At 50.7% G+C, this 23,655-nt stretch carries 23 protein-coding genes; 17 read left to right on the top strand and 6 right to left on the bottom strand.

Annotation, left to right across the window (positions count from 1 at the left end; translation table 11 throughout):
* The first annotated feature begins 8 nt into the window (after positions 1–8).
* Positions 9–944 (top strand): HTH-type transcriptional regulator MetR, encoded by a 936-nt coding sequence (gene metR, locus ABRZ28_RS15645; protein ID WP_319605405.1) that lies wholly within the window; start codon positions 9–11, stop codon positions 942–944.
* On the opposite strand, the gene ABRZ28_RS15640 is transcribed toward metR, so the two are convergent.
* From ABRZ28_RS15640 to ABRZ28_RS15615, 6 genes are all read right to left on the bottom strand, one after another.
* Positions 850–1,749: a carboxylate/amino acid/amine transporter gene (locus ABRZ28_RS15640; RefSeq protein WP_330520853.1), complete on the bottom strand. Its 900-nt coding sequence runs from the start codon at positions 1,747–1,749 to the stop codon at positions 850–852. The genes metR and ABRZ28_RS15640 overlap by 95 nt on opposite strands.
* Before the next feature lie 200 nt (positions 1,750–1,949).
* A complete protein-coding gene (pagP, locus tag ABRZ28_RS15635) occupies positions 1,950–2,507 on the bottom strand; it encodes a lipid IV(A) palmitoyltransferase PagP (RefSeq protein WP_442878710.1) in 558 nt (185 codons plus the stop codon).
* Positions 2,508–2,904: 397 nt separating this feature from the next.
* Positions 2,905–3,726 (bottom strand): serine O-acetyltransferase, encoded by an 822-nt coding sequence (gene cysE / locus ABRZ28_RS15630; protein WP_319605408.1) that lies wholly within the window; start codon positions 3,724–3,726, stop codon positions 2,905–2,907.
* Positions 3,727–3,837: 111 nt separating this feature from the next.
* Positions 3,838–4,854 carry an NAD(P)H-dependent glycerol-3-phosphate dehydrogenase gene (gpsA, locus tag ABRZ28_RS15625; RefSeq protein WP_319605409.1) on the bottom strand — a complete coding sequence of 339 codons (1,017 nt, stop codon included), beginning with the start codon at positions 4,852–4,854 and terminating at the stop codon, positions 3,838–3,840.
* Positions 4,854–5,324 (bottom strand): protein-export chaperone SecB, encoded by a 471-nt coding sequence (secB, locus tag ABRZ28_RS15620; RefSeq protein WP_319605410.1) that lies wholly within the window; start codon positions 5,322–5,324, stop codon positions 4,854–4,856. Before secB ends, gpsA begins: the two co-directional genes overlap by 1 nt.
* Before the next feature lie 133 nt (positions 5,325–5,457).
* Positions 5,458–5,889 (bottom strand): rhodanese-like domain-containing protein, encoded by a 432-nt coding sequence (locus tag ABRZ28_RS15615; protein WP_319605411.1) that lies wholly within the window; start codon positions 5,887–5,889, stop codon positions 5,458–5,460.
* 348 nt (positions 5,890–6,237) lie between these two features.
* Between ABRZ28_RS15615 and envC the strand changes: the two genes are divergently transcribed.
* The 16 genes from envC to waaA all read left to right on the top strand — a co-directional run bounded on the left by envC (position 6,238) and on the right by waaA (position 23,629).
* Positions 6,238–7,539 (top strand): murein hydrolase activator EnvC, encoded by a 1,302-nt coding sequence (gene envC / locus ABRZ28_RS15610; protein WP_319605412.1) that lies wholly within the window; start codon positions 6,238–6,240, stop codon positions 7,537–7,539.
* A gap of 65 nt (positions 7,540–7,604) precedes the next feature.
* Entirely contained in the window at positions 7,605–8,507 is a 903-nt protein-coding gene (locus tag ABRZ28_RS15605) for a divergent polysaccharide deacetylase family protein (RefSeq protein WP_330520872.1), read from the top strand.
* Between the two features lie 155 nt (positions 8,508–8,662).
* Positions 8,663–9,595: an ADP-glyceromanno-heptose 6-epimerase gene (rfaD, locus tag ABRZ28_RS15600; protein ID WP_330520850.1), complete on the top strand. Its 933-nt coding sequence runs from the start codon at positions 8,663–8,665 to the stop codon at positions 9,593–9,595.
* A 71-nt stretch (positions 9,596–9,666) separates the two neighbouring features.
* Positions 9,667–10,719, top strand: a complete 1,053-nt coding sequence (rfaF, locus tag ABRZ28_RS15595) for an ADP-heptose--LPS heptosyltransferase RfaF (RefSeq protein ID WP_330520849.1) — start codon at positions 9,667–9,669, stop codon at positions 10,717–10,719.
* Complete coding sequence (gene rfaC / locus ABRZ28_RS15590) at positions 10,716–11,699, top strand: lipopolysaccharide heptosyltransferase RfaC (RefSeq protein ID WP_330520848.1); 984 nt, start codon at positions 10,716–10,718, stop codon at positions 11,697–11,699. The genes rfaF and rfaC overlap by 4 nt, the downstream gene beginning before the upstream one ends.
* A 29-nt stretch (positions 11,700–11,728) precedes the next feature.
* Complete coding sequence (locus ABRZ28_RS15585; protein ID WP_319605416.1) at positions 11,729–12,982, top strand: O-antigen ligase family protein; 1,254 nt, start codon at positions 11,729–11,731, stop codon at positions 12,980–12,982.
* Positions 12,983–13,225: 243 nt separating this feature from the next.
* Positions 13,226–14,308 (top strand): lipopolysaccharide core heptosyltransferase RfaQ, encoded by a 1,083-nt coding sequence (gene rfaQ / locus ABRZ28_RS15580; RefSeq protein WP_330520846.1) that lies wholly within the window; start codon positions 13,226–13,228, stop codon positions 14,306–14,308.
* Positions 14,305–15,426 carry a glycosyltransferase family 4 protein gene (locus ABRZ28_RS15575; protein WP_330520845.1) on the top strand — a complete coding sequence of 374 codons (1,122 nt, stop codon included), beginning with the start codon at positions 14,305–14,307 and terminating at the stop codon, positions 15,424–15,426. Before rfaQ ends, ABRZ28_RS15575 begins: the two co-directional genes overlap by 4 nt.
* 9 nt (positions 15,427–15,435) lie before the next feature.
* On the top strand, positions 15,436–16,233 hold the full coding sequence (gene rfaP / locus ABRZ28_RS15570; RefSeq protein WP_330520844.1) for a lipopolysaccharide core heptose(I) kinase RfaP: 798 nt from the start codon (positions 15,436–15,438) through the stop codon (positions 16,231–16,233).
* A gap of 22 nt (positions 16,234–16,255) precedes the next feature.
* Positions 16,256–17,356, top strand: a complete 1,101-nt coding sequence (gene waaB, locus ABRZ28_RS15565) for a lipopolysaccharide 1,6-galactosyltransferase (RefSeq protein WP_330520843.1) — start codon at positions 16,256–16,258, stop codon at positions 17,354–17,356.
* Positions 17,357–17,367: 11 nt separating this feature from the next.
* Positions 17,368–18,381 (top strand): lipopolysaccharide 3-alpha-galactosyltransferase, encoded by a 1,014-nt coding sequence (gene waaO / locus ABRZ28_RS15560; RefSeq protein WP_330520841.1) that lies wholly within the window; start codon positions 17,368–17,370, stop codon positions 18,379–18,381.
* A gap of 23 nt (positions 18,382–18,404) precedes the next feature.
* Entirely contained in the window at positions 18,405–19,397 is a 993-nt protein-coding gene (locus ABRZ28_RS15555) for a glycosyltransferase family 8 protein (RefSeq protein ID WP_330520839.1), read from the top strand.
* 32 nt (positions 19,398–19,429) lie between these two features.
* Entirely contained in the window at positions 19,430–20,194 is a 765-nt protein-coding gene (locus tag ABRZ28_RS15550; RefSeq protein WP_330520838.1) for a glycosyltransferase family 25 protein, read from the top strand.
* A gap of 148 nt (positions 20,195–20,342) precedes the next feature.
* Positions 20,343–21,122 (top strand): hypothetical protein, encoded by a 780-nt coding sequence (locus tag ABRZ28_RS15545; RefSeq protein WP_330520837.1) that lies wholly within the window; start codon positions 20,343–20,345, stop codon positions 21,120–21,122.
* Between the two features lie 100 nt (positions 21,123–21,222).
* Positions 21,223–22,191 (top strand): hypothetical protein, encoded by a 969-nt coding sequence (locus tag ABRZ28_RS15540; RefSeq protein WP_330520836.1) that lies wholly within the window; start codon positions 21,223–21,225, stop codon positions 22,189–22,191.
* A 160-nt stretch (positions 22,192–22,351) separates the two neighbouring features.
* Positions 22,352–23,629, top strand: a complete 1,278-nt coding sequence (gene waaA / locus ABRZ28_RS15535) for a lipid IV(A) 3-deoxy-D-manno-octulosonic acid transferase (RefSeq protein WP_330520835.1) — start codon at positions 22,352–22,354, stop codon at positions 23,627–23,629.
* The last annotated feature ends 26 nt before the right edge of the window (positions 23,630–23,655 follow it).

The following is a 23,655-nucleotide window of genomic DNA, read 5'->3' as shown; positions in this document are numbered from 1 at the left end:
GGACTCTCATGATCGAACTCAAACACCTGCGAACGTTGCAAGCGCTGCGTAATACGGGATCGTTAGCCGCCGCCGCCGCCGCGCTGCATCAGACCCAATCGGCGTTGTCGCACCAGTTCAGCGATCTGGAACAGCGTCTCGGGTTCAGGTTATTTGTGCGTAAAAGTCAGCCGCTGCGTTTTACGCCGCAGGGAGAGATCCTGTTGCAACTGGCGGAGCAGGTCTTGCCGCAAATCCAGCAGGCATTGCAGGCATGCAATGAACCGCATCAGGCGACGCTGCGTCTGGCGATTGAGTGCCATAGCTGTATTCAGTGGCTGACGCCGGCGCTGGACGAGTTCCACCAAAACTGGCCGCAGGTGGTGATGGACTTTAAATCCGGCGTCACCTTTGATCCGCAGCCCGCTTTGCAGCAGGGCGAGCTGGACCTGGTGATGACATCCGATATCCTGCCGCGCAGCGGATTGCACTATTCGCCGCTGTTTGATTTTGAAGTCAGGCTGGTGCTGGCGCCTGAACATCCGCTGGTCGCAAAAGCGGTCATTGAACCGGAGGATTTAACTGAGGAGACGTTGATGATTTACCCGGTGCAGCGCCAGCGGCTGGATATCTGGCGTCATTTTCTGCAACCCGCCGGCATCAGCCCGACGCTGAAAAACGTCGATAACACGCTGTTGCTGATCCAGATGGTCAGCGCCCGCATGGGGATCGCCGCTCTGCCGCACTGGGTGGTGGAAAGTTTCGAACGTCAGGGGCTGATTGTGACAAAAACGCTGGGAGACGGGTTGTGGAGCCGGTTGTACGCCGCCGTGCGGGACGGAGAGCAGCGTCAACCGGTAATCGACGCGTTTATTCGTTCGGCGCGTCGGCACGCTTGCGAGCATCTGCCGTTTGTACGGGACGCTTCACGACCCAGTGCCGGTGTACCCACAGTGAGGACATAATGATCATCGCGCCGATGATGAAACTCGGCCAATGCACTTTTTCCTGCCAGATGGCCAGATTAACCAGCAGCCCGGCAGGAACATGGAAATTATTCATGATGCCCAGCGTTCCGGCATCAACCTGGGTCGCGCCGTAGTTCCACATAAAATAACCCAGCCCCGACGCGACGACGCCCAGCCAGACCAGAACGCCCCATTGCAACGAGGTGGTAGGTAGTTTCTCGGCGTTGCCGAACAGCAGCCACGCGACCACCGCAACCGCCAGCGCCCCCAGATAGAACCACGAAAAGGCGGTATGCTGCGGCATCGGATGCACTTCCATCAGGCGCTTGTAGCCGACCTGGCCGATGGCGAAGAAAATATTGGCGGCCTGCACCAGCACCAATCCCCACAGAAAATGCGAGCTGACCTCGTCGTAGCGGATCACCGCCGCGCCCAGCACCGCCAGCAGCGCGCTGAACATATAGCCCCAGCGCAGGCGCTCGCCTCGCAGCAGATCGTAAATCAACGTGACATACAGCGGCGTCATCACCGTGAAGAGTAAAAATTCAGGCACCGTAAGGTAGAGATAGGCCTGGAAAACGAACAGATACATGATCCCCAACTGACAGGCGCCCACCAGCAGATAGAGTAAAATCACCCGCGGCGCATAGCCCCGCCAGCGTAAAAACGGCAGGAAGACCAGCGCAGCCAGCCCGACGCGCATCAATACGGAAAACCAGCTATCGACATGGCCCGCCAGATATTCGCCAATCAGGCTGAATGAAAAAGCCCACAAGATCGTGGTGATGATAAGTAATGGCACAGCAATATCCACCGCTCAGAAAAAAAGAAGCGCTATTGTAACGGAGGATAGCGAATAAATTTCAACCAATATGGTTGACATGAGAATAAATAACAATCAATCGATAGACCTTTGCCGCACAGCCTAAAGTCGATTGCGGAAGGCAAGCCCCTTTCGACGCCGCGAAAAGGGGCTGAATATCCGGACACGCTAATCTCTGATTAAATTTGCCATCTAAACCAGGCGAAAAAAACGTTGCCGTTATTATAAGTACCGGGAATATAGGTCGCCTGGAAAGAGAGCTTCTGGTAACTGATGGATGCCAGCGGCAACAATACCGGGATCGGAATATAGTTCCAGTTGTCGCGCATGGTAACGCCGGCGGTAAATCCCAGGCCCAGTTGGAAATCCTGATCGCGGGTTGGGCGCCAGCGCTTCTCAAAGCCATAGCCGCCAATCGGTTCCCACTTGTTATGCGAATCCTTGAACGCCATCAGGTATAGCGAATGCCAGTCGCCGTCTTCATCCAGCCGGGAGACGCCGTAACCCGCGCCCCACGGGCGTTCATTATATTCATCGGTCTTTTCTTTATCGTACGTCCAGCGGTTATGCCAGGTAATCGCGGGAATGTAGATGTCATGGTTCGGTGATTCCGACCAGGTTTTCGACAGATTGTTTTTGCTTCTTTGCCACCAGCTTTCGTCATGCCCGACGGCACTGTCCTTATTCACCACGCTGCCGGCGCTCGCCGCGTCAGTTGCATGAGCCAGAATCGGCATGGCGGACGACGCCATCAAACACAGGATGATTATCACTCGCTTTAAATACATTATTGGACTCTCTGCAACTTTAATATCACTATCCGAATACCCGTCATTATTTCCATTATCGACGCGTTAACCCTATTGCCGCGCCCTGAAATATTCAGGGGATAATAAAATATATAGTTCAACTCATGCTGTTTTCACAGATGGCGCCCCGCGAAAACAGGCGCGCCATTATGCCGGAATAAACGGCGATGGCAGCCAAATAGGGGAAAGGGGGAAAGGGTTTCAGACTGTTCCTACTGGTAAAACATCTTGGCGACGGCGCCGTCATCGCTCGCCGCCTTATTTCGTATATTCACCGCGCACATGAGAATATCAGCCGTTTTGATTGATGCGCCGCCCGGCGAGATTAAATGCCGTCGCCATACTCAAAGCCGCGGTTCGCGCCGTTGAAATACTGATCCATATCCATCGACGGTTTGTCCGTTTCCGGCCGGCCGACTATCCGCGCGGGAACGCCGGCGGCGGTAGTATGAGGCGGAACCGGCTGCAATACTACCGAGCCCGCGCCGATTTTCGCGCCGCGTCCGACCTCGATATTCCCCAGGATCTTGGCGCCCGCGCCGATCATCACGCCTTCACGGATTTTCGGGTGACGATCGCCGCTGGTTTTCCCCGTACCGCCAAGGGTGACGGATTGCAGGATAGAGACGTCATTCTCCACGACCGCGGTTTCACCGATCACGATGCCTGTGGCGTGATCGAGCATAATGCCGTAGCCAATCGTCGCCGCCGGATGGATATCAACGCCAAAAGAGACTGAAATCTGATTCTGGAAATAGACCGCCAGCGCCCGACGGTCCTGCGACCATAGCCAGTGACCGATGCGATAGGCCTGCAACGCATGAAAACCTTTCAGGTAAAGCAGCGGCGTTGAATATTTATCCACAGCGGGATCGCGCAGGCACACCGCCTGGATATCGCGCGCGGCGGCGACAATCATTTGCGCGTCGGCATGGTACGCCTCTTCGGCCACTTCGCGAATCGCGATGGCCGGCATGATCGGACTCGCCAGTTTATTAGCCAGCATATAGCTCAGCGCGCTGCCCAGATTCTCGTGTTTCAGCAATGTGGCATGAAAAAAACTGGCCAGCATAGGTTCGCTATCGGCCAAGCTACGCGCTTCCGCCTTAATGTTGTTCCAGACCAGTTCCAGTTCTTCTGTCGACATTGCCTTACTCTCCGAAATGCCACATCAGGCAGACATAGCCCCCGATGTCTATTACTCACAAAAACATCCGGGCCGTCTTTATTAAGAAAGCCCTAAAAAATCATCATGTTATTAATTGGTGCTTTCGTCTTTACGGGTACGCCCCAGCAAACTTAGCGCTGCTTCCCGGGCGTCTTTTCCACAGTATAAAACTTGCCAAAGCTGTTCGGTGATCGGCATTTCAACAGCGTAGCGCTGCGCCAACGCCAGCACCTCTTTCGTATTGCGATAGCCTTCGACAACCTGACCGATTTTATCCTGCGCGGCCTGAACATCCATCCCCTGCCCCAGCATCATACCGAAACGCCGGTTACGGGATTGGTTATCCGTACAGGTCAGCACCAGATCGCCCAATCCGGCCATCCCCATAAAGGTGGAGGGATCCGCGCCCAGCGCCACCCCCAGCCGGGTCATCTCGGCCAGTCCACGGGTAATCAACGCCGTACGGGCGTTAGCGCCAAAGCCGATGCCGTCGGACATGCCGGCGCCGATCGCGATGACGTTTTTAACCGCGCCCCCCAGTTGTACGCCGATAAAATCCGGATTGCTGTACACGCGAAAACTTTTGCCGCAATGCAGCAAACGTTGCAGGTCGTCAGCGAATTCGCTATCGGTCGCCGCCAGCGCAATCGCCGTCGGCAGACCGGCGGCCAGCTCTTTGGCGAAGGTCGGGCCGGAAACGACCGCCAGCGGAATTTGTTCGCCCAACGCTTCACGCGCCACATCCTGCAACAAGCGTCCGGTTTCCGCTTCCAGTCCCTTCGTCGCCCACACCAGCCGCGCATCCGCGCGCAGATGGGGTTTAATCTGACGCAGGACGTCCCCGAACACATGGCTGGGTACCACGACCAGCACATTACGGCTGGCTGCCAATGCCTGCGCCAAATCAGCTTCCAGCCGCAGCGTATCCGGAAAGGGAACGTCGGGAAGAAACGCCTGGTTACAGCGGGCGGCCTGCAAAGCATGAATATGGTCGGGATCGTGTCCCCAGAGCACGACCTGATGGCCATTACGCGCCAGCGTAATGGCTAATGCGGTGCCGTAGGAACCGGCGCCGATGACGGTCATTGAGGCGTCAGACGCGTTCATCAGGCATCCTGGCTCGGCGCGGCGCCTTCGCCTTCCGCCTGCTGTTGCAGGTAGTTCATAAACAGCGCGTCAAAGTTAACCGGCGCCAGGTTCAACTGCGGGAAAGTACCGCGGGAAACCAGGCTGGTAATGCACTCGCGCGCATAAGGGAACAGAATGTTCGGGCAATATGCGCCCAGGCAATGCGCCAGCTGCGTGCCTTCAATGCCGCCGACGGTGAAAATCCCGCCCTGCTGAACTTCGCACAGAAATGCCGTTTCTTCACCCAGAGAAGCCGTTACCGTAACGCGCAGAACCACTTCATAAATATCTTCCGCCAGTTGGCTGGATGCCGTATCCAGATCCAGTTTCACTTCCGGCTGCCAGTCTTTCTGGAATACCTGAGGCGCGTTCGGCGCTTCAAAAGAGATATCCTTGGTATAGATACGTTGGATTTGGAAAGACATTTCGGCGTTGTTTTGTTCAGACATGTTAAATAATACCTTTTGTTGGATTTCTTTGACGCCTTCCGTCGTCGGCGAAGGCAGGCATCAGTCGATTACGTAATCTTGGCCTGGCGTTGCAGCCAGTCCGCACTGCGAAATTTGTTATATCGCGAACCGTTTATTTACCGCGCACCAGGGGCAGGTTTTCACCGCTCCAGCCAGCCAGGCCGTCCTTCAGCACCATTACGCGTTCAAAACCCGCTTTCAGCAGCTCGTTCGCCGCATCGCGAGAGGTCAATCCGTTGGCGCACACCACGATCACCGGCTGCGTTTTATGCTTTTCCAACTCGCCTACGCTGCCGCTTTTAATATCATTGGGCAACAGGTTAAACGCATTGGCGATATGACCACGACGATAGTCGTCACGATTTCGGATATCGACAATCACCGCATCTTCTTTATTGATCAGTTGGATCGCTTCGCCGCGAACCACTTCCTTCACTTTAGAAAGTTTACTCTTCACCGTAAGCACGATCACAACAACGAACAGGGCAACCCAGGCCACACTCAATATAGGGTGCTTGCTAATGAATGGCATAATCTCTTGCATGGGGTATAACGACTCCCGAATCAGTTAAGCGATAAAATATAAGGTTCCTGAGTATACCTGCGCGATACGGCAATTACAGCCCGTAAGCCAACATCGCGTACTGAATCTGCGGCGCGATACATAATTTCCAGGAGAAATGCCCGACATTGCGCCGGCAACGGCCCGTCCGGCGACGCCGGGCCGCTAAAAATCACTCGCCGGACGCGTAATTCAATCATTCTATGCGCATAGGTTCCCATTTATCCATCCCCTGCCGCGGATTCCATGCCATGCTTGTCACGAATGGAAATAGAAATCCAGAATTAGACGACTGGTAAGCCGCTGTTCATCGTGGAATAATCCTTTGCTATGAGTAAAAAAGCGTTATCTGTACAGTTGAGAACCGCCTGTCGCGCCACGGCTCAATTTCCGTCGTTACAGCAGCGGTTCGCCCGGAGCGCCTGCGCGTTTTGCGTCGGCGTTTTGCTGTTGTCCGATATCAGCCTGGCCGCTGATAATCAGCAGCAGCTCAAAAATCTGCAACAGGATATCGCGGCAAAAGAAAAAAGCGTTCAGCAGCAGCGGCAGCAACGCGGCGCGCTGCTCCAGCAATTGAAAAAACAGGAACAGTCGATTGCCCAATCGAGTCGCCAGCTGCGCGAAACACGCAATACGCTGTCCGCCTTAAACAAAGAGTTGAGCGAACTCGGCGCCTCCATCGCCAGATTGCAGTCACAGCAAAAAAAACAACAAGATATGCTGTCGCGCCAGCTTGACGCCGCCTTCCGACAGGGACAGCACAGCGCGCTGCAACTGATCCTGAGCGGCGAAGAGAGCCAGCGCAGCGAACGTATTCTCGCCTATTTCGGTTATCTGAACGAAGCGCGTCAGAAATCCATCAATGAGTTACAGCAAACGCGAACCGAGCTGGCCAGCCAGAAACAGTTGCTGGAACAAAAGCAAAACCAGCAAAAAACCCTGTTGAGCGACCAACAACAGCAGCAGCAAACGCTGGAACAGGCGCAGTCCGAGCGCAGGAAAACGCTGACGACGCTGGAAAGCTCGCTGGAAAAAGACCAGCGTTTGCTCACTGAACTGCGGCAGAATGAAACCCGGCTGCGCGATCAAATCGCACGGGCGGAGCGGGAAGCCAAGGCAAGGGCGGAGCGTGAAGCGCGGGAAGCAGCCAAAGTGCGGGCCAAAGAGCAGCAGGCCAAACGCAGCGGCGGCAGCTATAAACCGACGGCAAGCGAGCAATCGCTGATGGCGCGCACCGGTGGTTTGGGCCGCCCCGCCGCAAGAGCTTTCTGGCCGGTGCGCGGCCGTATCGAACATCGTTTCGGCGAATCGCTGCAAGGCGAATTACGCTGGAAAGGTATGGTGATCGCCGCGCCGGAAGGCACCGAAGTGAAGGCGATCGCCGACGGCACCGTTTTGATGGCCGACTGGCTGCAAGGCTACGGCCTGGTGGTGGTGGTGCAGCACGGTAAAGGCGATATGAGCTTATACGGCTATAACCAGAGCGCGCTGGTTTCCGTCGGCGCTCAGGTCAAAGCGGGCGAGCCGATTGCGCTGGTAGGGACCAGCGGAGGACAAAGCCAGCCCGCGCTCTATTTTGAAATTCGTCGCCAGGGGCAGGCGGTAAACCCACAACCTTGGTTGGGAAGATAGTCTTGTACCAGTTAAAATCAAAAATACTATTGCTTTTCAGCCTGTTGTCGTTATCTCCGTTCATCATGGCCGGTAAACTTTCCATTGTGATTGACGACTTCGGCTATCGCCCTCATAACGAGAATCAGGTTTTAAACATGCCCACCGCCATTTCGGTCGCGGTTTTGCCCAATGCGCCCTATGCCAGAGAAATGGCGACCAAGGCGCATAATCAAGGCCGTGAAGTGCTGATCCACCTGCCGATGGCGCCGCTCAGCAAACAGCCCCTGGAGCGCGACACCCTGCATCCTGACATGAGCAGCGAAGAGATTGCGCGTATCATTCGCCAGTCGGTCAACAATGTGCCTTACGCCGTCGGGATGAATAATCATATGGGCAGCGCGATGACCTCCAGCCTGCCGGGCATGCAAAAAGTGATGCAGTCGCTGAGCGCCTATCACCTCTATTTTCTCGACAGCATGACCATCGGCAGCAGTCAGGCCAGCCGCGCGGCCGCCGGAACCGGCGTCAAGGTCATTAAGCGCAAAGTATTCCTGGATGACTCGCAAAATGAGGCCGATATCCGCCAGCAGTTTAACCGGGCGGTGCAGATTGCGCGGCGCAGCGGCTCCGCCATCGCCATCGGCCACCCGCATCCGTCGACCATTAAGGTTTTGCAGCAGATGCTGCCCACGCTGGCGCCTGACATCGTTTTAGTTCGCCCCAGCCAGTTGCTGAATGAACCGATGCCGCACGACGAGCCTTTATCCGCGCCAGTTACGCCGAAAGCGCCACAAACCCGGACGCCGGCCGACGGCGGCAAACCATTCATTGGGATAAAACAGTGCAGGGTGAAACATCCGCCTGAAGCCGTGAAAAACGGAGCGATGCTCCAACTGTTCGGCGATGCCGTTCACGACAACGCGGCCGTCGTGTTTGTAAAACGTCGCTGGCAAACCTGGTTCGGATCCGCGGAAAAATCACATTAAACGCTAAACCGTTGCGCTATTTTTCTTTTTCCGCTCGCAGAAATCCCGGATAAACGCACGCCGGGCTGCTTGCGATAAAATGAAATGCTATTATAGCGTTCATAAACAGCGTGAGGCGCGGTGCCTCACCGGCAAGATTAACAAGGGTAGATCCCATGATTATCGTTACTGGCGGTGCCGGTTTCATCGGCAGCAATATCGTAAAAGCGCTCAATGACATTGGCTATCGGGATATTCTGGTTGTCGATAACCTGAAAGACGGGACGAAATTCGTCAATCTGGCGGATTTGGATATCACCGATTACATGGATAAAGAGGATTTCATCGCCAATATCATCGCCGGCGACAATCTGGGCGATATCGACGCCGTGTTCCATGAAGGCGCCTGCTCGTCGACCACCGAGTGGGACGGCAAGTACATGATGGAAAACAACTATCAGTACTCCAAAGAGCTGCTGCACTACTGCCTCGATCGCAATATCCCGTTCCTGTACGCCTCTTCCGCCGCAACCTATGGCGGTCGCGACAATAACTTCATTGAAGATCGCCAATATGAGCAACCGCTGAACGTCTACGGCTACTCCAAGTTCCTGTTCGACCAATACGTACGCGAAATTCTGCCGCAGGCCGAATCGCAAATTTGCGGCTTCCGCTATTTCAACGTGTACGGTCCGCGCGAAGGACATAAAGGGAGCATGGCCAGCGTCGCCTTCCACCTGAACAAACAGATTAATCAGGGTGAAAATCCGAAGCTGTTCACCGGCAGCGAAAACTTCAAACGGGACTTTATCTACGTCGGCGATGTCGCCGCCGTCAACCTGTGGTTCTGGCAAAAAGGCGTGTCCGGCATTTTCAACTGCGGCACCGGCCGGGCTGAATCTTTCCAGGCCGTTGCCGATGCCACGCTGGCGTTCCATCAACAAGGCAGCGTGGAATATATTGAATTCCCGGATAAGCTGAAAGGCCGTTACCAGGCGTACACCCAGGCAGACCTGACCAAACTGCGCGCGGCTGGTTACGACAAACCGTTTAAAACCGTTGCCGAAGGCGTCGCTGAATATATGGCCTGGCTGAACCGTACCGCTTAATCCGGGATCGTTACGCCCCATAGGCAGGCATGCGCCATTAAGGAACTGATAAACAGTATGAAAGCAAAAGCATGAGAATCCTGGTTATCGGCCCTTCCTGGGTCGGCGATATGATGATGTCGCACAGCCTGTATCGCACGCTGAAGGCGGAACATCCGCAAGCGATCATCGACGTGATGGCGCCGGCCTGGTGCCGCCCTCTTCTCGCGCGCATGCCCGAGGTCAATCAGGCGCTGGCGATGCCGTTGGGCCACGGCGCACTGGCGCTGGGAGAACGTCGTCGCCTCGGTATTTCTCTGCGGGCCGCCCATTACGACCGCGCCTATGTATTACCTAATTCATTTAAATCGGCGCTGGTGCCTTTTTTCGCCGGCATCCCGCAGCGGACCGGCTGGCGTGGGGAAATGCGCTATGGGCTGCTGACGGATGTCCGCGTGCTGGATAAAGCCGCCTTTCCGCTGATGGTGCAGCGCTATGTCGCGCTGGCCTACGAACGTGACCGTATTCACAGCGCGCAGGATCTTCCTCAGCCGATATTGTGGCCCCGGCTACAGGTCGGCAACGAGGAAATCGCGACGACGGCGGCGACCTTCAAACTGAAGGGGCCGCGTCCGGTTATCGGTTTTTGCCCCGGCGCGGAATTTGGCCCCGCCAAACGTTGGCCGCATTATCACTACGCCGCGCTGGCGCAAATGCTGATTGAACGGGGTTATCAGGTCGCCTTGTTTGGATCCGCCAACGACCGGCCGGCAGGCGATGATATTCGCTCGGCGTTGCCGGAAAACGCCCGGCCGCACTGCCTCAACCTTGCCGGCCAAACGTCGCTGGAACAGGCGGTGGTGCTGATTGCCGCCTGTCACGCGGTTGTGAGCAACGACTCGGGGTTAATGCACGTCACCGCCGCGCTCGATCGTCCGCTGATCGCGCTCTACGGCCCCAGCAGTCCTGACTTTACGCCGCCGTTGTCGCATCGGGCGGAAGTTATTCGCTTAATTACCGGTTATCAGCGGGTGCGTAAAGGCGATGCAGAACAGGGCTACCATCAAAGTCTCATCGATATTCAGCCGGAACAGGTTCTCACCGCGCTGGAAAAATACCTGACCGCGCCGGGAGAAGGCGCATGAGGGTGCTAATCGTCAAAACATCCTCGATGGGCGATGTTCTTCATACGTTACCCGCCCTGACCGACGCCATGCAGGCATTGCCCGGCATCCAGTTTGACTGGGTGGTGGAAGAAGGGTTCGCACAGATCCCCAGTTGGCACCCTGCGGTATCCCGCGTGCTCCCGGTGGCTCTCCGTCGCTGGAGAAAAAGCTGGTTCAGCGCCGAAACACGCCGGGAACGCGCGCGCTTCAGGCAACAACTGCGTGAATACCGGTATGACGCGGTGATCGATGCGCAGGGGTTGATTAAAAGCGCCGCGCTGGTTACGCGCCTCGCGCGCGGCAAAAAACACGGACTGGATTACAAAAGCGCCCGCGAACCGCTCGCCAGCTGGTTCTATAACTATCGTCATTACGTCAGTCGTCGGCTGCATGCGGTTGAACGTGTACGCGAGCTTTTCGCCGCCAGCCTGCACTATAAAAAACCGGTCGAGAAAGGCGACTATGCCATCGCCCCGCGCTTTCTTTCCCGCTTGCCGGCCGACGCCAATCAATATTTAGTGTTTCTTCATGCCACCACACGCGATGAAAAACACTGGCCGGAGGCGCACTGGCGGGAACTGATCGCCTTGCTGCAACCCAGCGGCTTAAGGATTAAGCTGCCCTGGGGCGCCGAACATGAACATCAGCGCGCGCTGCGTCTGGCACAAGGGTTTCATCACGTCGAGGTTTTACCTCGCCTTGCATTGCAACAAGTCGCGGAAGTGTTGGCCGGCGCGAAAGCGGTGGTTTCCGTCGATACCGGGTTAAGCCACTTAACCGCCGCGCTGGATCGTCCCAACATCACGCTGTATGGCCCGACAGATCCGGGGTTGATCGGCGGATATGGATTGAATCAGGTGGCGGAACTGTCTGAAAATCGGCACATGGCGGCCATTACCGCCGGGGAAATCCGGCAAAAACTGGATCAAATGATAGACTTAACCCCATCAGGCGAGTAATCCCACTCCCGACTTTTGAATAAAAATACATGCTTAATTATTTAAGATATGGGCTGGTAAAAACACCAGACCTGAGTTCCGCGCTGGCGCTAAAAGCCCTTTTTCCCGGTTGTTTATTGACGTTATGTATTATGCCGTTCAGCACCGTTATCGCCGGATGGTTTTTCTATTTAACCGGTTCATTTGCCGTTTTTTATGTGATGACCCATCTGAAAACGGTGCTTGCGGCCAAACGCCTGCTGATTACGCCGCTGTGCCTGCTGATTATCGGCATCATCAATCTCATTTGGTTTTATCACTACTCTCGCCAGGATAGTTTATTTTTTTACGTCTACGACGCCCACTTGTCTGCCGCCCATGCCTGTATTTTGGGGGCGTTCATTATGCTTGCCGCGTTGAACAATATTCAGGAGCGGCGAAAATATCACCTGCCCTGCATACTGGCGATCTGTCTGCTTACGGTAGGCTATGCGTTTTATCAATCCGTATTTGATGATATGCACCGTATCAGGCTGATGTTCGGTCAGGCGACCAGCGCCGCTTATTTCCTGACCTTTATCGGCGCGCTGAGCGCGCAGGTGCTGCTCAAACTCAACTCACGCTATAAATATTATCTCTATCTGGCGCACTTCTTACTCGTCACCGTTGCGATCATTTTGACAGAGACGCGGGCGGCCATTTTTGTCTATCCGATTGTCGGCGTCATGATCCTGTTATCAGAGGTTCGGCACGATAAACCGCTGCTCATCAAAGCCTTTGTCGGCTCCGTCATGACTATTCTGCTGTGTTCGCTGCTGTTTCACGACACCATCCAGAAACGCGCCGACGACCTGCGCAACGACATACGCAACTACAGCATGAATAACAGCAAGACCTCGGTCGGCGCGCGCATTGCCATGTATCAATCGGGGATTGAAGCGGGAGAAGAGGCGTTGTTCGGGCAATCCGCCGAGCAGCGTTCCGCGCACATTACCGCCCTGGCCGCGCAAAAGCCCGGTTTAAGCGGCGCGGTGGAATACCTGAATGTTCACCTGCATAACGAAGCGATCGAGGCGTTTTCCCTTAAAGGGTTGCCTGGCGTCGCGATGTTAACCCTCTTTTATGCGTCCCTGATCTACTTTTCCCTGTTTGTTCTCAGAAGCCACCTGCTGGCGGCCATTGTCTTTGCGCTGATCATGTACGGTTTGAGCGATGTTATTTTGTACTCACGGGATATGTTAATCGCCTGGCTGCTGACCTTTTGCCTCGCCGCCACATTGACCGGCACGTTACTGAAACGATAACCGGGTACAACGGCGGAAATCAGCGCCTGCCAGCGACGTCCCCGCCGCTGGCAAGATGGCGGATATAATCTTAATTATCACTGTGAGAGCATAGCGGCTTTTAGTACCATAGCGGCATAAAGCGGCGCGGCAGTCGCGTGCGCGCCCTATTGGTGATAATCCGGAGCATGACCCGCAGTCTATTGGTAGCTGTTGAGCCAGGGGCGGTAGCGTTCCGTTATTTAAGGAAAGTAAGGAAAGCGAGTGAGTGAAAAAGCCCTTCCCTGTCATCGGATTCTGGTTGTGAAACTGCGCTTTCACGGCGATATGCTGCTTACCACGCCGCTTATCAGCACATTGAAAGCCCATTATCCCGCTGCCAAGATCGATGTGCTGCTGTACGAAGACACTCGCCCCATACTGTCGAAAAATCCGGATATTCATCATCTCTACGGCTTAAAAAGAAAAACGGCGAGTCTGCCGGAAAAAATAAAAGAATTCATTGCAATACGAAAAACGCTTAAGCGCAATCATTACGATCTGATCGTCAATCTGGCCGACCAATGGCCCGTCGCGCTGTTAATCAAATCGCTGGCAAGCCGCAGCATCGCCCTAGACCGCGGCGATAGCCTGAAAGGGAAATGGTGGCGTTCACTGTTCAGCGAATGCGTGCGCCCGCAGGGCGAGCATATTATCGAGCAAAATCGCTCGATGCTTGCGCCGTTGGGTTTGCCTGCGGCACAGCGGAAAGAACGCATGACCCTTGCTTACGGCGCTGAAGAGGCGGCACGCATTTTCGCCGCGCATCCGCACCTGCTGGATCAGCCCTACGTGGTGATTCAACCGACGGCCAGACAGTTATTCAAATGCTGGGATAACGATAAGTTCGCCCAGGTTATTGATCATCTGAAACAAAAGGGATGGGAAGTCGTGCTGACCTGCGGCCCGTCGTCGGACGATCTCGATATGGTCCGCGATATTCACGCACAATGCGGACATAAGCCGGATATCTCCCTCGCCGGCAAAACCAGCTTTCCGGAACTGGCCGCATTGATCGACAAAGCGGTGCTGTATATCGGCGTGGATTCGGCGCCGATGCATATGGCGGCGGCGTTAAACACCCCCGCCGTATGCCTGTTTGGTCCTACCGACCATAAAAAATGGCGGCCCTGGTCGGATAACAGCATCGTCATCTGGGCGGGAGATTATCAGGCCATGCCGGAGCGGCGGCATCTCGACCGAAGCCGCAAGTACCTCTCCTGCATTCCCGCTCAGGACGTGATTCAGGCGGCGGAAAGCCTGTTTGCCGACCACATCTCGCCAGCGGGAAATAAGGAATCGCCATGAATATCGCCATCTGCCTGTACAAATATTTTCCTTTTGGCGGGCTACAGCGTGACTTTTACAGTATTGCCCAGGCCTGCGTCGCCCAGGGGCATCACGTCCGCGTCTATGTTTTGTCATGGCAAGGCGAAAAACCGGATAACCTGGAGATTATTCTGGTACCCGTATCCGGCATCAGCAACCATACCCGCAACCGCCGCTATGCCGAGTGGGTACGCCGCCATTTGCAGCAACATCCGGTCGATCGCGTGCTGGGCTTTAATAAAATGCCGGGACTGGATTTCTATTATGCGGCCGACGTGTGCTATGCGGAAAAGGTGGCGCAGGAAAAGGGCTGGCTCTACCGCCTGACGCCGCGCTACCGCCATTACGCCGCGTTTGAGCAAGCGGTATTCGATCGCGCCGGCCACACCAAAATGCTGATGCTGACCCAGCGCCAGATTGCGGATTTTAAAAAGCATTACGCCACGCAGGATGAACGCTTCTTTATTCTGCCACCGGGCATCGCTCTCGACCGCAAATACGATCGCCGGGCGCCCGACGCCCGCCAGACATTCCGCCGCGCGCAAGGCATCGACGAAAACGCCGTCGTCCTGCTTCAGGTCGGTTCCGATTTCAAACGCAAAGGCGTGGAGCGCAGCATCCGGGCCATCGCCAGTTTGCCGGAGGAACTCCGCCGGCACGTGGTGTTCCTGGTTGTCGGGCAGGATAGACCTGAGCGCTACCAGTCGCTGGCCGCCCAGTCGGGCATTGGTGACAATGTTCGTTTTTTCTCCGGGCGCGATGATATCGCCGACTTTATGGCCGCCGCCGACCTGCTGATGCATCCGGCTTATCAGGAAGCCGCCGGCATCGTACTGCTGGAAGCGCTCACCGCCGGATTACCGGTGATGGTTACCGAGGTGTGCGGCTATGCTTTCTATATCGACAAGGCGCAGGCGGGGCGCGTCATCCCCTCGCCCTACCGTCAGGACGCCCTGAACGACGCCTTGCGGGACGCGCTGAGCCAGCCGGACAGCTTACGGAACTGGGCGCATAATGCCCGCCATTTCGCCGATAGCGAAGATTTATACAGTTTGCCGCAGAAAGCAGCCAGGCTGATTTCAGGCGACGATGAGTAAATGAGCCGTATGATTGAATTAAAACCCCCTTTCGCTTCTTTATGGAAAGATAAAGATCCCTTTAAAGAAGTCGACAAACTCGACGGCGAGATATTTCGGGCGCTTGAAAGCCGACGAACCTTGCGTTTCACCCTGGACGGCCAGTCGTATTTCATCAAAATACATCGCGGCACCACGCTGAAAGAAGCGCTTAAAAACCTGGTTTCGCTCAGGCTGCCGGTACTGGGCGCCGACCGCGAGTGGCATGCCATCCACCGTCTGGCCGAGGCGGGCGTGGATACCATGCGCGGCGTGGGCTTTGGTCAGCGTGGGTTAAACCCATTGCGCCGCCACTCTTTTATTATCACGGAAGATCTTAACCCGGCGATCAGCCTGGAGGATTACTGCGCCGAGTGGCCGCGCCGCCGACCGCTGTTACGGGAGAAAAGGTCGATTATCCGCCGGGTGGCGGAAATGGTGCGCAAAATGCACGCCGCCGGCGTCAATCATCGCGATTGCTATATCTGCCACTTTTTACTCCACCTGTCCTATACGCCGGGCAGCGACGAGCTGAAAATATCGGTGATTGATTTACATCGTTCTCAGATAAGGGCAACAGTCCCTACCCGCTGGCGTAATAAAGACCTTATTGGTTTATATTTTTCATCGCTGGATATCGGCTTGACGAAATCGGATATCTTTTATTTCATGAAAATTTATTTTAATCAGCCGTTGCGCATGATAGTAACAGATGAAAAAAACCTGCTCAGTGAAGCTGAAATTAAGGCTGATAAAATCAAACGCAGAACCGAGCGCAAATCACTCTAATCCACGGCAAGATTGAATCAATATGAATATACTTTTCGTTGGCGAAGCCGTATCCGGGTTTGGCGGCATTGAAACGGTAATACAAAAGGTAACCCGCTTTCTCACCGACGATCCTGAAACCAGGAACAGCTATACGCTCTATTTCCTTTGCCGTGACGACAGAATGGACAAAAACTGGCTTGCAGGTAAAAACGCCGTTTATTCCCGTTCAGGCATCAAGATTTCCTTTATCAGACGACTCAGGCATACCTGCGCGCTCGGACGTTATATTGCAAAAAACCATCCTGATGTTGTGATTTCGTTTGATGCGCCATCCTGTCTGATTGCCTCCAGAGCGATAAAAGCCAGCAAAAGAGATATTCGGCTGATTTCATGGATCCACTATTCTCTCGATCATAAAAAGCACGCCGATCGCGTGCTGACGGCCGATTATCATCTGGCTATCAGCTCGGGTATTCAACAGCAATTGGTCGCCCGCGGCGTGCCGGCGGATAACATCTTTACAATATTCAATCCGGTAACGCCGACGGAGAAAATCATTCCCCGCCCAGGCCCAGCCCAGCCGGCCTCGTTTTTATATGTCGGCAGAATAAAATTCACCGGCCAGAAGCGGCTTAAAGACTTACTGGATACGCTCGCCAAACTTGACGGCGACTGGATATTTCATGCCGTGGGCGATGGTTCGGATATGAAAATCTGCCAGGATTACGCACAGACGTTGGGCATCGGTCAGCGCATCCACTGGCATGGCTGGCAGGCGAATCCGTGGGAATACGTTCAGGACAAAATAAAGCACGTCAGCGCATTCGTGATGACCTCGGCATTTGAAGGTCTGCCAATGACCTTACTTGAGGCGATGTCTCACGGCGTCTACTGCATCAGTTCCGATTGTCCTTCAGGACCGGGAGATATCATTAGGAATGGAATTAACGGGCAGCTCTACCCACCACATGATTTGCCAGCATTACAAAAAATATTACTTTCTCTTATTCAAGATAGAACATTTCCTGATGCTGAAGAAATAAAAAAATCAATTTATGACTTTTATGATAAGAATTATTACTCAAATTTCATTAAAACAATAAATTCATTTTTAGAAAACCACCACTCACTCAAAAAATAATCGGCGGAAAGATGTACTTTGACAAAAAAGTTGTTATTAATAAGAAAATAACTCTCAATAACGATTTACTCACTGCTGAAAATGAGACTTTCAATATTGCCTACGGGATCGATAGGAACTTCATATTTGGTTGTGGAATATCTATTGCCTCTATTTTGCTTAACAACAAAGATATGAATTTTACATTTCATATCTTTACGGATTTCTTCTCACCACAAGATATTATTGATTTTCAAAACCTGTGCCAACAATACAACACACAAATAATCATTTATATTGTAAACTGCGAAGAATTAAAGCAATTGCCTAGTACAAAGAACTGGTCATATGCGACTTACTTTAGGTTCGTTATCGCAGATTTTTTCTATAACGTACTGAATAGCATTCTATATTTAGATGCAGATATAATTTGCAAAGGTAGCATACGGAACTTACAAAAGGTAAATATAGAGAATCATCTCGCAGCTGTTGTAACTGAAGGTGAAAAAGAGTGGTGGGATAAAAGAGCCATCGCATTAGGCGATCATAATATCAGTAATGGTTATTTTAACGCAGGTTTTTTACTGATAAACATTACACAATGGGGAACTGAAGATATCAGCCGGGCTGCGATGGCTCTCCTTGCTAAAGATGAGATCAAGGAAAGAATATCATTTCTTGATCAGGATATATTAAATATACTTTTAGTTGAAAGGGTCGTTTTTGTAAGTAAAGCATACAATACACAATACAGTATAAATTACGAACTAAAAAAAATAAAAAAACACATCATCCCTATTACACAAGATAGCGTTCTTGTTCACTATATTGGCCCAACCAAACCGTGGCATGAATGGGCTAGCTATTATGAATGTTCCAGTTATTTTCTCACTGCAAAGAAAAACTCGCCGTGGTATGACTCAAAACTGCTTAAGGCACACACAGCAAGCCAGTTGCGGTACAGCGCAAAACATCAATTACATAACAGAAAATTACTTTTGGGCTTAAAAAGTTATGCATCTTACTTTTTAAAGAAAATCCTCTAACTATCAAACAACTAAATATAAATATGTATTTTAACGAAAATATCATCAAGCAAAAGATAGAGTTATATCGATCCCATAAAAAAAATCCAAATAAAAAAACATTACATATAGCATACGGCATTGATAAAAATTTTTTATTTGGCGCAGCCATTTCTTCCACATCAGTATTAATCAATAATACTTTATCTATTTCTCTACATTTTTTTATCGATTTCATTGACGCTGATATTATTCATCGATTCGAAAAGATGGCAGAGAAATTTAAAATTGACATCACAATATATCATATCGACAATACTCCCTTAGAGAAACTACCAGCGAAAAACTGGCCATACTCTGCTTACTATCGACTTATTGCTTTTGATTACCTTGGGAAAGATATTAATAAATTACTATATCTTGATGCTGATGTCATGTGTAAAGGAAACCTTGACGAGCTTATAACATTGGACTTAGTTGATCATGTATGTGCCGTTGTTCCCGATATAAAAGAAATGCATCCTAAAGCCGTAGAAAGATTAAATATTCCTGAACTGAAAGATGTATATTTTAACTCAGGGGTGATGTTAGTAAACCTTAAAAAATGGCATCAAGAACAACTAACATCAAAAACTATTTCATTTATATTAGAAAACTCACATCTGAAATATCCCGATCAAGATGCTCTGAATGTATTATTGATTAATCGAACATATCTTCTACCTAGAAAATTCAACTGTATATACAGTATAAAAAGCGAATTGAGTGATAAATCGCATCAACAATATAAACACCTGATTAATAATGAGTCTATTCTTATTCACTACGTAGGCACTACCAAGCCGTGGAGTGAATGGGGGCAATATCCCTCAACCATTTTCTTCAAACAAGCCTATGAACAATCAACCTGGCAAGATGTTCCCCTGCTCGCACCCGGGACGCCTCTGCAGTGGAAGAAAAAATCGAAGCATGAATTCGTTAAAAGAAAGTATATATCTGCGATAAAAAGCAGAATAAAATATATTCTTAGCAAGTAACTATAAAATCATCATTATAGATCCCACAATATATGAGAACATTCATAATAAATCTGCGAGAGAATACTCAACGCAGAGAAGACATGATCGCACAATGCTCTGCGTTAGGTATTGAGCATGAGATATTCCCTGCGATAAAGGGATCCCAGCTTACTGAAGAAGAAAAGAAAAAACACTCATCACCAATAAACTTGCTTAACAATCCCGGTGAGATGGGATGCGCGCTAAGCCATCTATTTATTTATAAGAAAATGATAGATGAAAATATTGCCATGGCGCTTATTTTAGAGGATGACGCGTTACTCGGTGAAGAGACCCCAGATGTCCTGGCATTCCTTGAAAAGGAAAAAATAAATCAACCAACGGCCACATTATTAACACCCGTATCGACATACATCGATAATGAAAAGACCGATGTCGATCATTCGCACGCTATATACAATGCCCTTTCCGCCACGCGCACTCATGGTTATGTTATTAACAATAAGGGTGCTCACGCGCTGTATAATTTTCTTTACCCCGTGTGGTCGGTTGCCGACCATTGGTTTATCTTTAAAGAATATGACATTATAAACCTAAGAGGGCTTATACCGCACTGCATTCATTTAAGTACCTTTGCTGAAAGTTCCGATATCGGTGATGAAAGATTCACTACGGAAAATATCAATAAAAATAGAATAAAGAAGCGAATAATCAGAAGCACATTCCCAATAAAGTTAAAAATAAAAAGAAGAATAAATAAACTATTTTATAGATACATAAAAAAATCCAGAATAAAAAGCTATTCAACAGAATAACCGTCTCGCAGAATTAAAATTTTTATTAGAAACAACGTGTTAATACCTAACAATATTTCAGCGCTGCAGCTTACATGAAAAAATATTATTTTCATTAAATCAATCATATTTCCCTGCGTACAAAATCAGCGCGTTACAAGGACATCGAATGGCAACCAATCATCATTTAGCAGACCCACAGGTTAAAATATTTTCTTTCTATTGGAATAACATAGATCCTCGTCTAGTTAATTCGCAAAGAAAAGTTTTTCAATCCTTTGGCCTAACGATAGAACAACATAATCGCCATGGTATGGATCATGGTTTATGGATGGAAGAAATACTCAATACCGCTAAAGATAACGAAATTATCATTATTGTGGATATCGATTGTATTCCTTTAAACAGGGAAGCTGTACAAAAGGCCATTGACGTAGCGCAAAGCGGGGCTGTTTTCGGCTGCGCTCAATCCGCCAATCATATAGATCATCGCTATATTTATGCTGGGCCAATGTTTTTCGCAATAAAAGCCGAGACATGGCGAGCGTTGGGACGACCATCAATGCAAGCCAGCGATAAATTTGATGTTGGTGGGCAGCTAACTGCGGCCGCATTACAGAATAACGTCAATATAGAGATGGTTTATCCTTCCCACTCAGCCGTTCCCAAGTGGCTGCTTGGCGATAAATATATATATGGTTTATTTACCATCTATGAGGATGGCTATCTTCACCTTTTCGAGTCCCGCAATAAAGCAATGATTGAATGCTTTATCGAAATCGCTGATGAAATCAGCTCAGGGGGAACGCAAATTGATTATAGAAAATATATTTTAAAAGCCTCGATTGAAAGTCACAATAGCTATGCCTTGAACTACTTTATGAAGAAAAGTATATTAGGAAAATTAAAAAAAGAGTTATTACGTTTCAAAAAGAAATTAAAAAAATAATATGATTTATTTTAAAAAATCAATTTTTTCGAGATTATTAAAAATCAACCAATCTAATTTAATATTTTCCCCAACAGCCTCTTAAATACCCGGGTCACATATGAAGATAATATTTCATGAAAATCAATTATGTTATAGAGGAACAACCAATGCAATGTTCCATTACGCATATGAAAACAAAAACACACTTAAAAACGAATCTATAATCTTATATAACAAAAACAGTCCAAATAATTTTTTACCTACTATCGACTTGTTCAAAAAACACTTTGAAGTATATAGTTACACACATCATGAACAGATAGATAAAATAATAAAAGAAACACAGTCGGATATTTTATACGTTATTAACTCAGGAGAAAAATCTAATATTATCAGCGAAAAAATAAAAACCGTAATCCATGCTGTTTTCAAACACCATGAACCACATGGTGATGTATATGCTTATGTTTCAAAATGGCTTTCCGATGAAATGACCGCCGGAGCCGCTCCCTACGTGCCACATATGATATGTTTACCGGACGAGCATGAAAACCTTAGGGATGAGCTGGGTATTCCCAAAGATGCAATCGTTTTTGGTAGACATGGAGGCGCAGAGACATTTGATATAATTTTTGCTCATAAAATCATTAAAAAAATAGCACGAAAAAGGAAAGATATTTTCTTTTTATTTTTAGGGACTGACCCTTTTGTTAAAAAAGGTTTTTTTTATAAATATGATAATATCATCTTTCTTAATGCTTCATCTGACCCCCACTACAAAACAAAATTTATAAATACTTGTGATGCATACCTTCATGCAAGGATCAATGGTGAAACATTTGGTATTGCTATAGGGGAGTTTTCAATAAAAAACAAACCTATAATAACCTGGTCGCAATCAGAAGAACGTTGCCACCTCGATATTTTAGGCTCTAAAGCTCTTACCTATAAAGATGAAAATGAGCTTTTCTCCATCCTTACTGAATTTGATAAAGACTATATGAGCCAACAAAATTGGGATTGTTATAGCAATGAATTCAATAAATATTCCGTAATGGAGAAATTCGATAACGTGTTCATTAAATGATTTCAAAACTTCTGACGCCGCGTCAGCCTGTCTGGCGCACGTTAAGACATCAACTACCCGCTATCAACGCGAGCAATGCCGGTCCTCGGTTTTACAAATAGCCTTCTCCTGCGTAACCCGATAAAATCGCCACCAGCGATAACCAACTATAGTAAAACGCATGCTACAAACCCTCTACACCGTTCTTTTATACCTAATCCAACCATTGATATGGATCCGACTGTGGCTGCGCGGCCGCAAAGCGCCCGCTTATCGCCGACGCTGGAGCGAGCGCTACGGTTTCTGCGCGGAAAAAGTCAAACCCGACGGCATCATGCTGCACTCCGTTTCCGTGGGAGAAACGCTGGCGGCCATTCCGCTGGTCAGAGCGTTACGCCATCGTTATCCCGATCTGCCGATAACCGTCACCACCATGACGCCCACCGGCTCCGAACGCGTGCGCTCAGCCTTCGGCGACTCGGTTTATCATGTCTATCTGCCCTATGATCTGCCCTGCGCCCTGAAGCGTTTCTTTAATCAGGTGCGTCCTAAAGTCGTGATCATCATGGAAACCGAGCTGTGGCCGAACCTGATTGCCGAATTACACCGGCGTAAAGTCCCTCTGGTGATAGCCAATGCCCGTCTGTCGGCGCGTTCTGCCGTCGGTTATAAAAAAATAGGCAGTTTGACCCGCCATATTCTGCAACGAATCACGCTGGTCGCCGCGCAAAATCAGGAAGACGGCCAACGGTTTATCGATCTCGGTCTAAAACGCGCCAGCCTGGCGGTCACCGGCAGCCTCAAGTTTGATATTTCCGTTACGCCGGAACTGGCGGCGCGCGCGGTGACGCTCCGGCGTCAGTGGGCGCCGCACCGTCCGGTGTGGATCGCAACCAGCACCCATGAGGGCGAGGAGGCGATCGTGTTAGCGGCCCATCGCCAGCTGCTGGCGACTTTTCCCGATCTCTTGCTGATCCTGGTTCCCCGTCATCCGGAACGTTTCCCTACGACGCAAGCGCTGACGCAAGAGCTGGGATTCAACTATATTCTGCGCAGCAGCGGGGAGACGCCTTCTGCCGCCACTCAGGTTATTGTCGGCGACACCATGGGCGAACTCATGCTGCTATACGGCATTGCCGACCTGGCGTTTGTCGGCGGCAGCCTGGTGGAACGCGGCGGGCATAATCCGCTGGAGGCGGCCGCGCATGCCATTCCGGTACTGATGGGGCCGCACACGTTTAACTTCAAAGATATCTGCAACAAGCTTGAACAGGCAGACGGGCTGATTACGGTTACCGATACCGCGTCGCTGGCTAAAGAAGTGGGCAATCTGCTCGCTGATGAAGACTATCGTCGCTATTATGGCCGACACGCCGTAGAGGTTTTGCACCAGAATCAGGGGGCGTTGCAGAAGTTACTCTCATTACTCGAACCTTATCTGCCGCCCCGGGCTCACTGATTGAGCGTGGTTTGCGCACAGAGCGG

This window comes from Brenneria sp. g21c3 (assembly GCF_040240345.1).
In the GTDB taxonomy this organism is placed as follows: domain Bacteria; phylum Pseudomonadota; class Gammaproteobacteria; order Enterobacterales; family Enterobacteriaceae; genus Brenneria.
The sequence above is the reverse complement of the archived record's forward strand: the minus strand, read 5'-3'. Positions and strand labels throughout refer to the sequence as shown.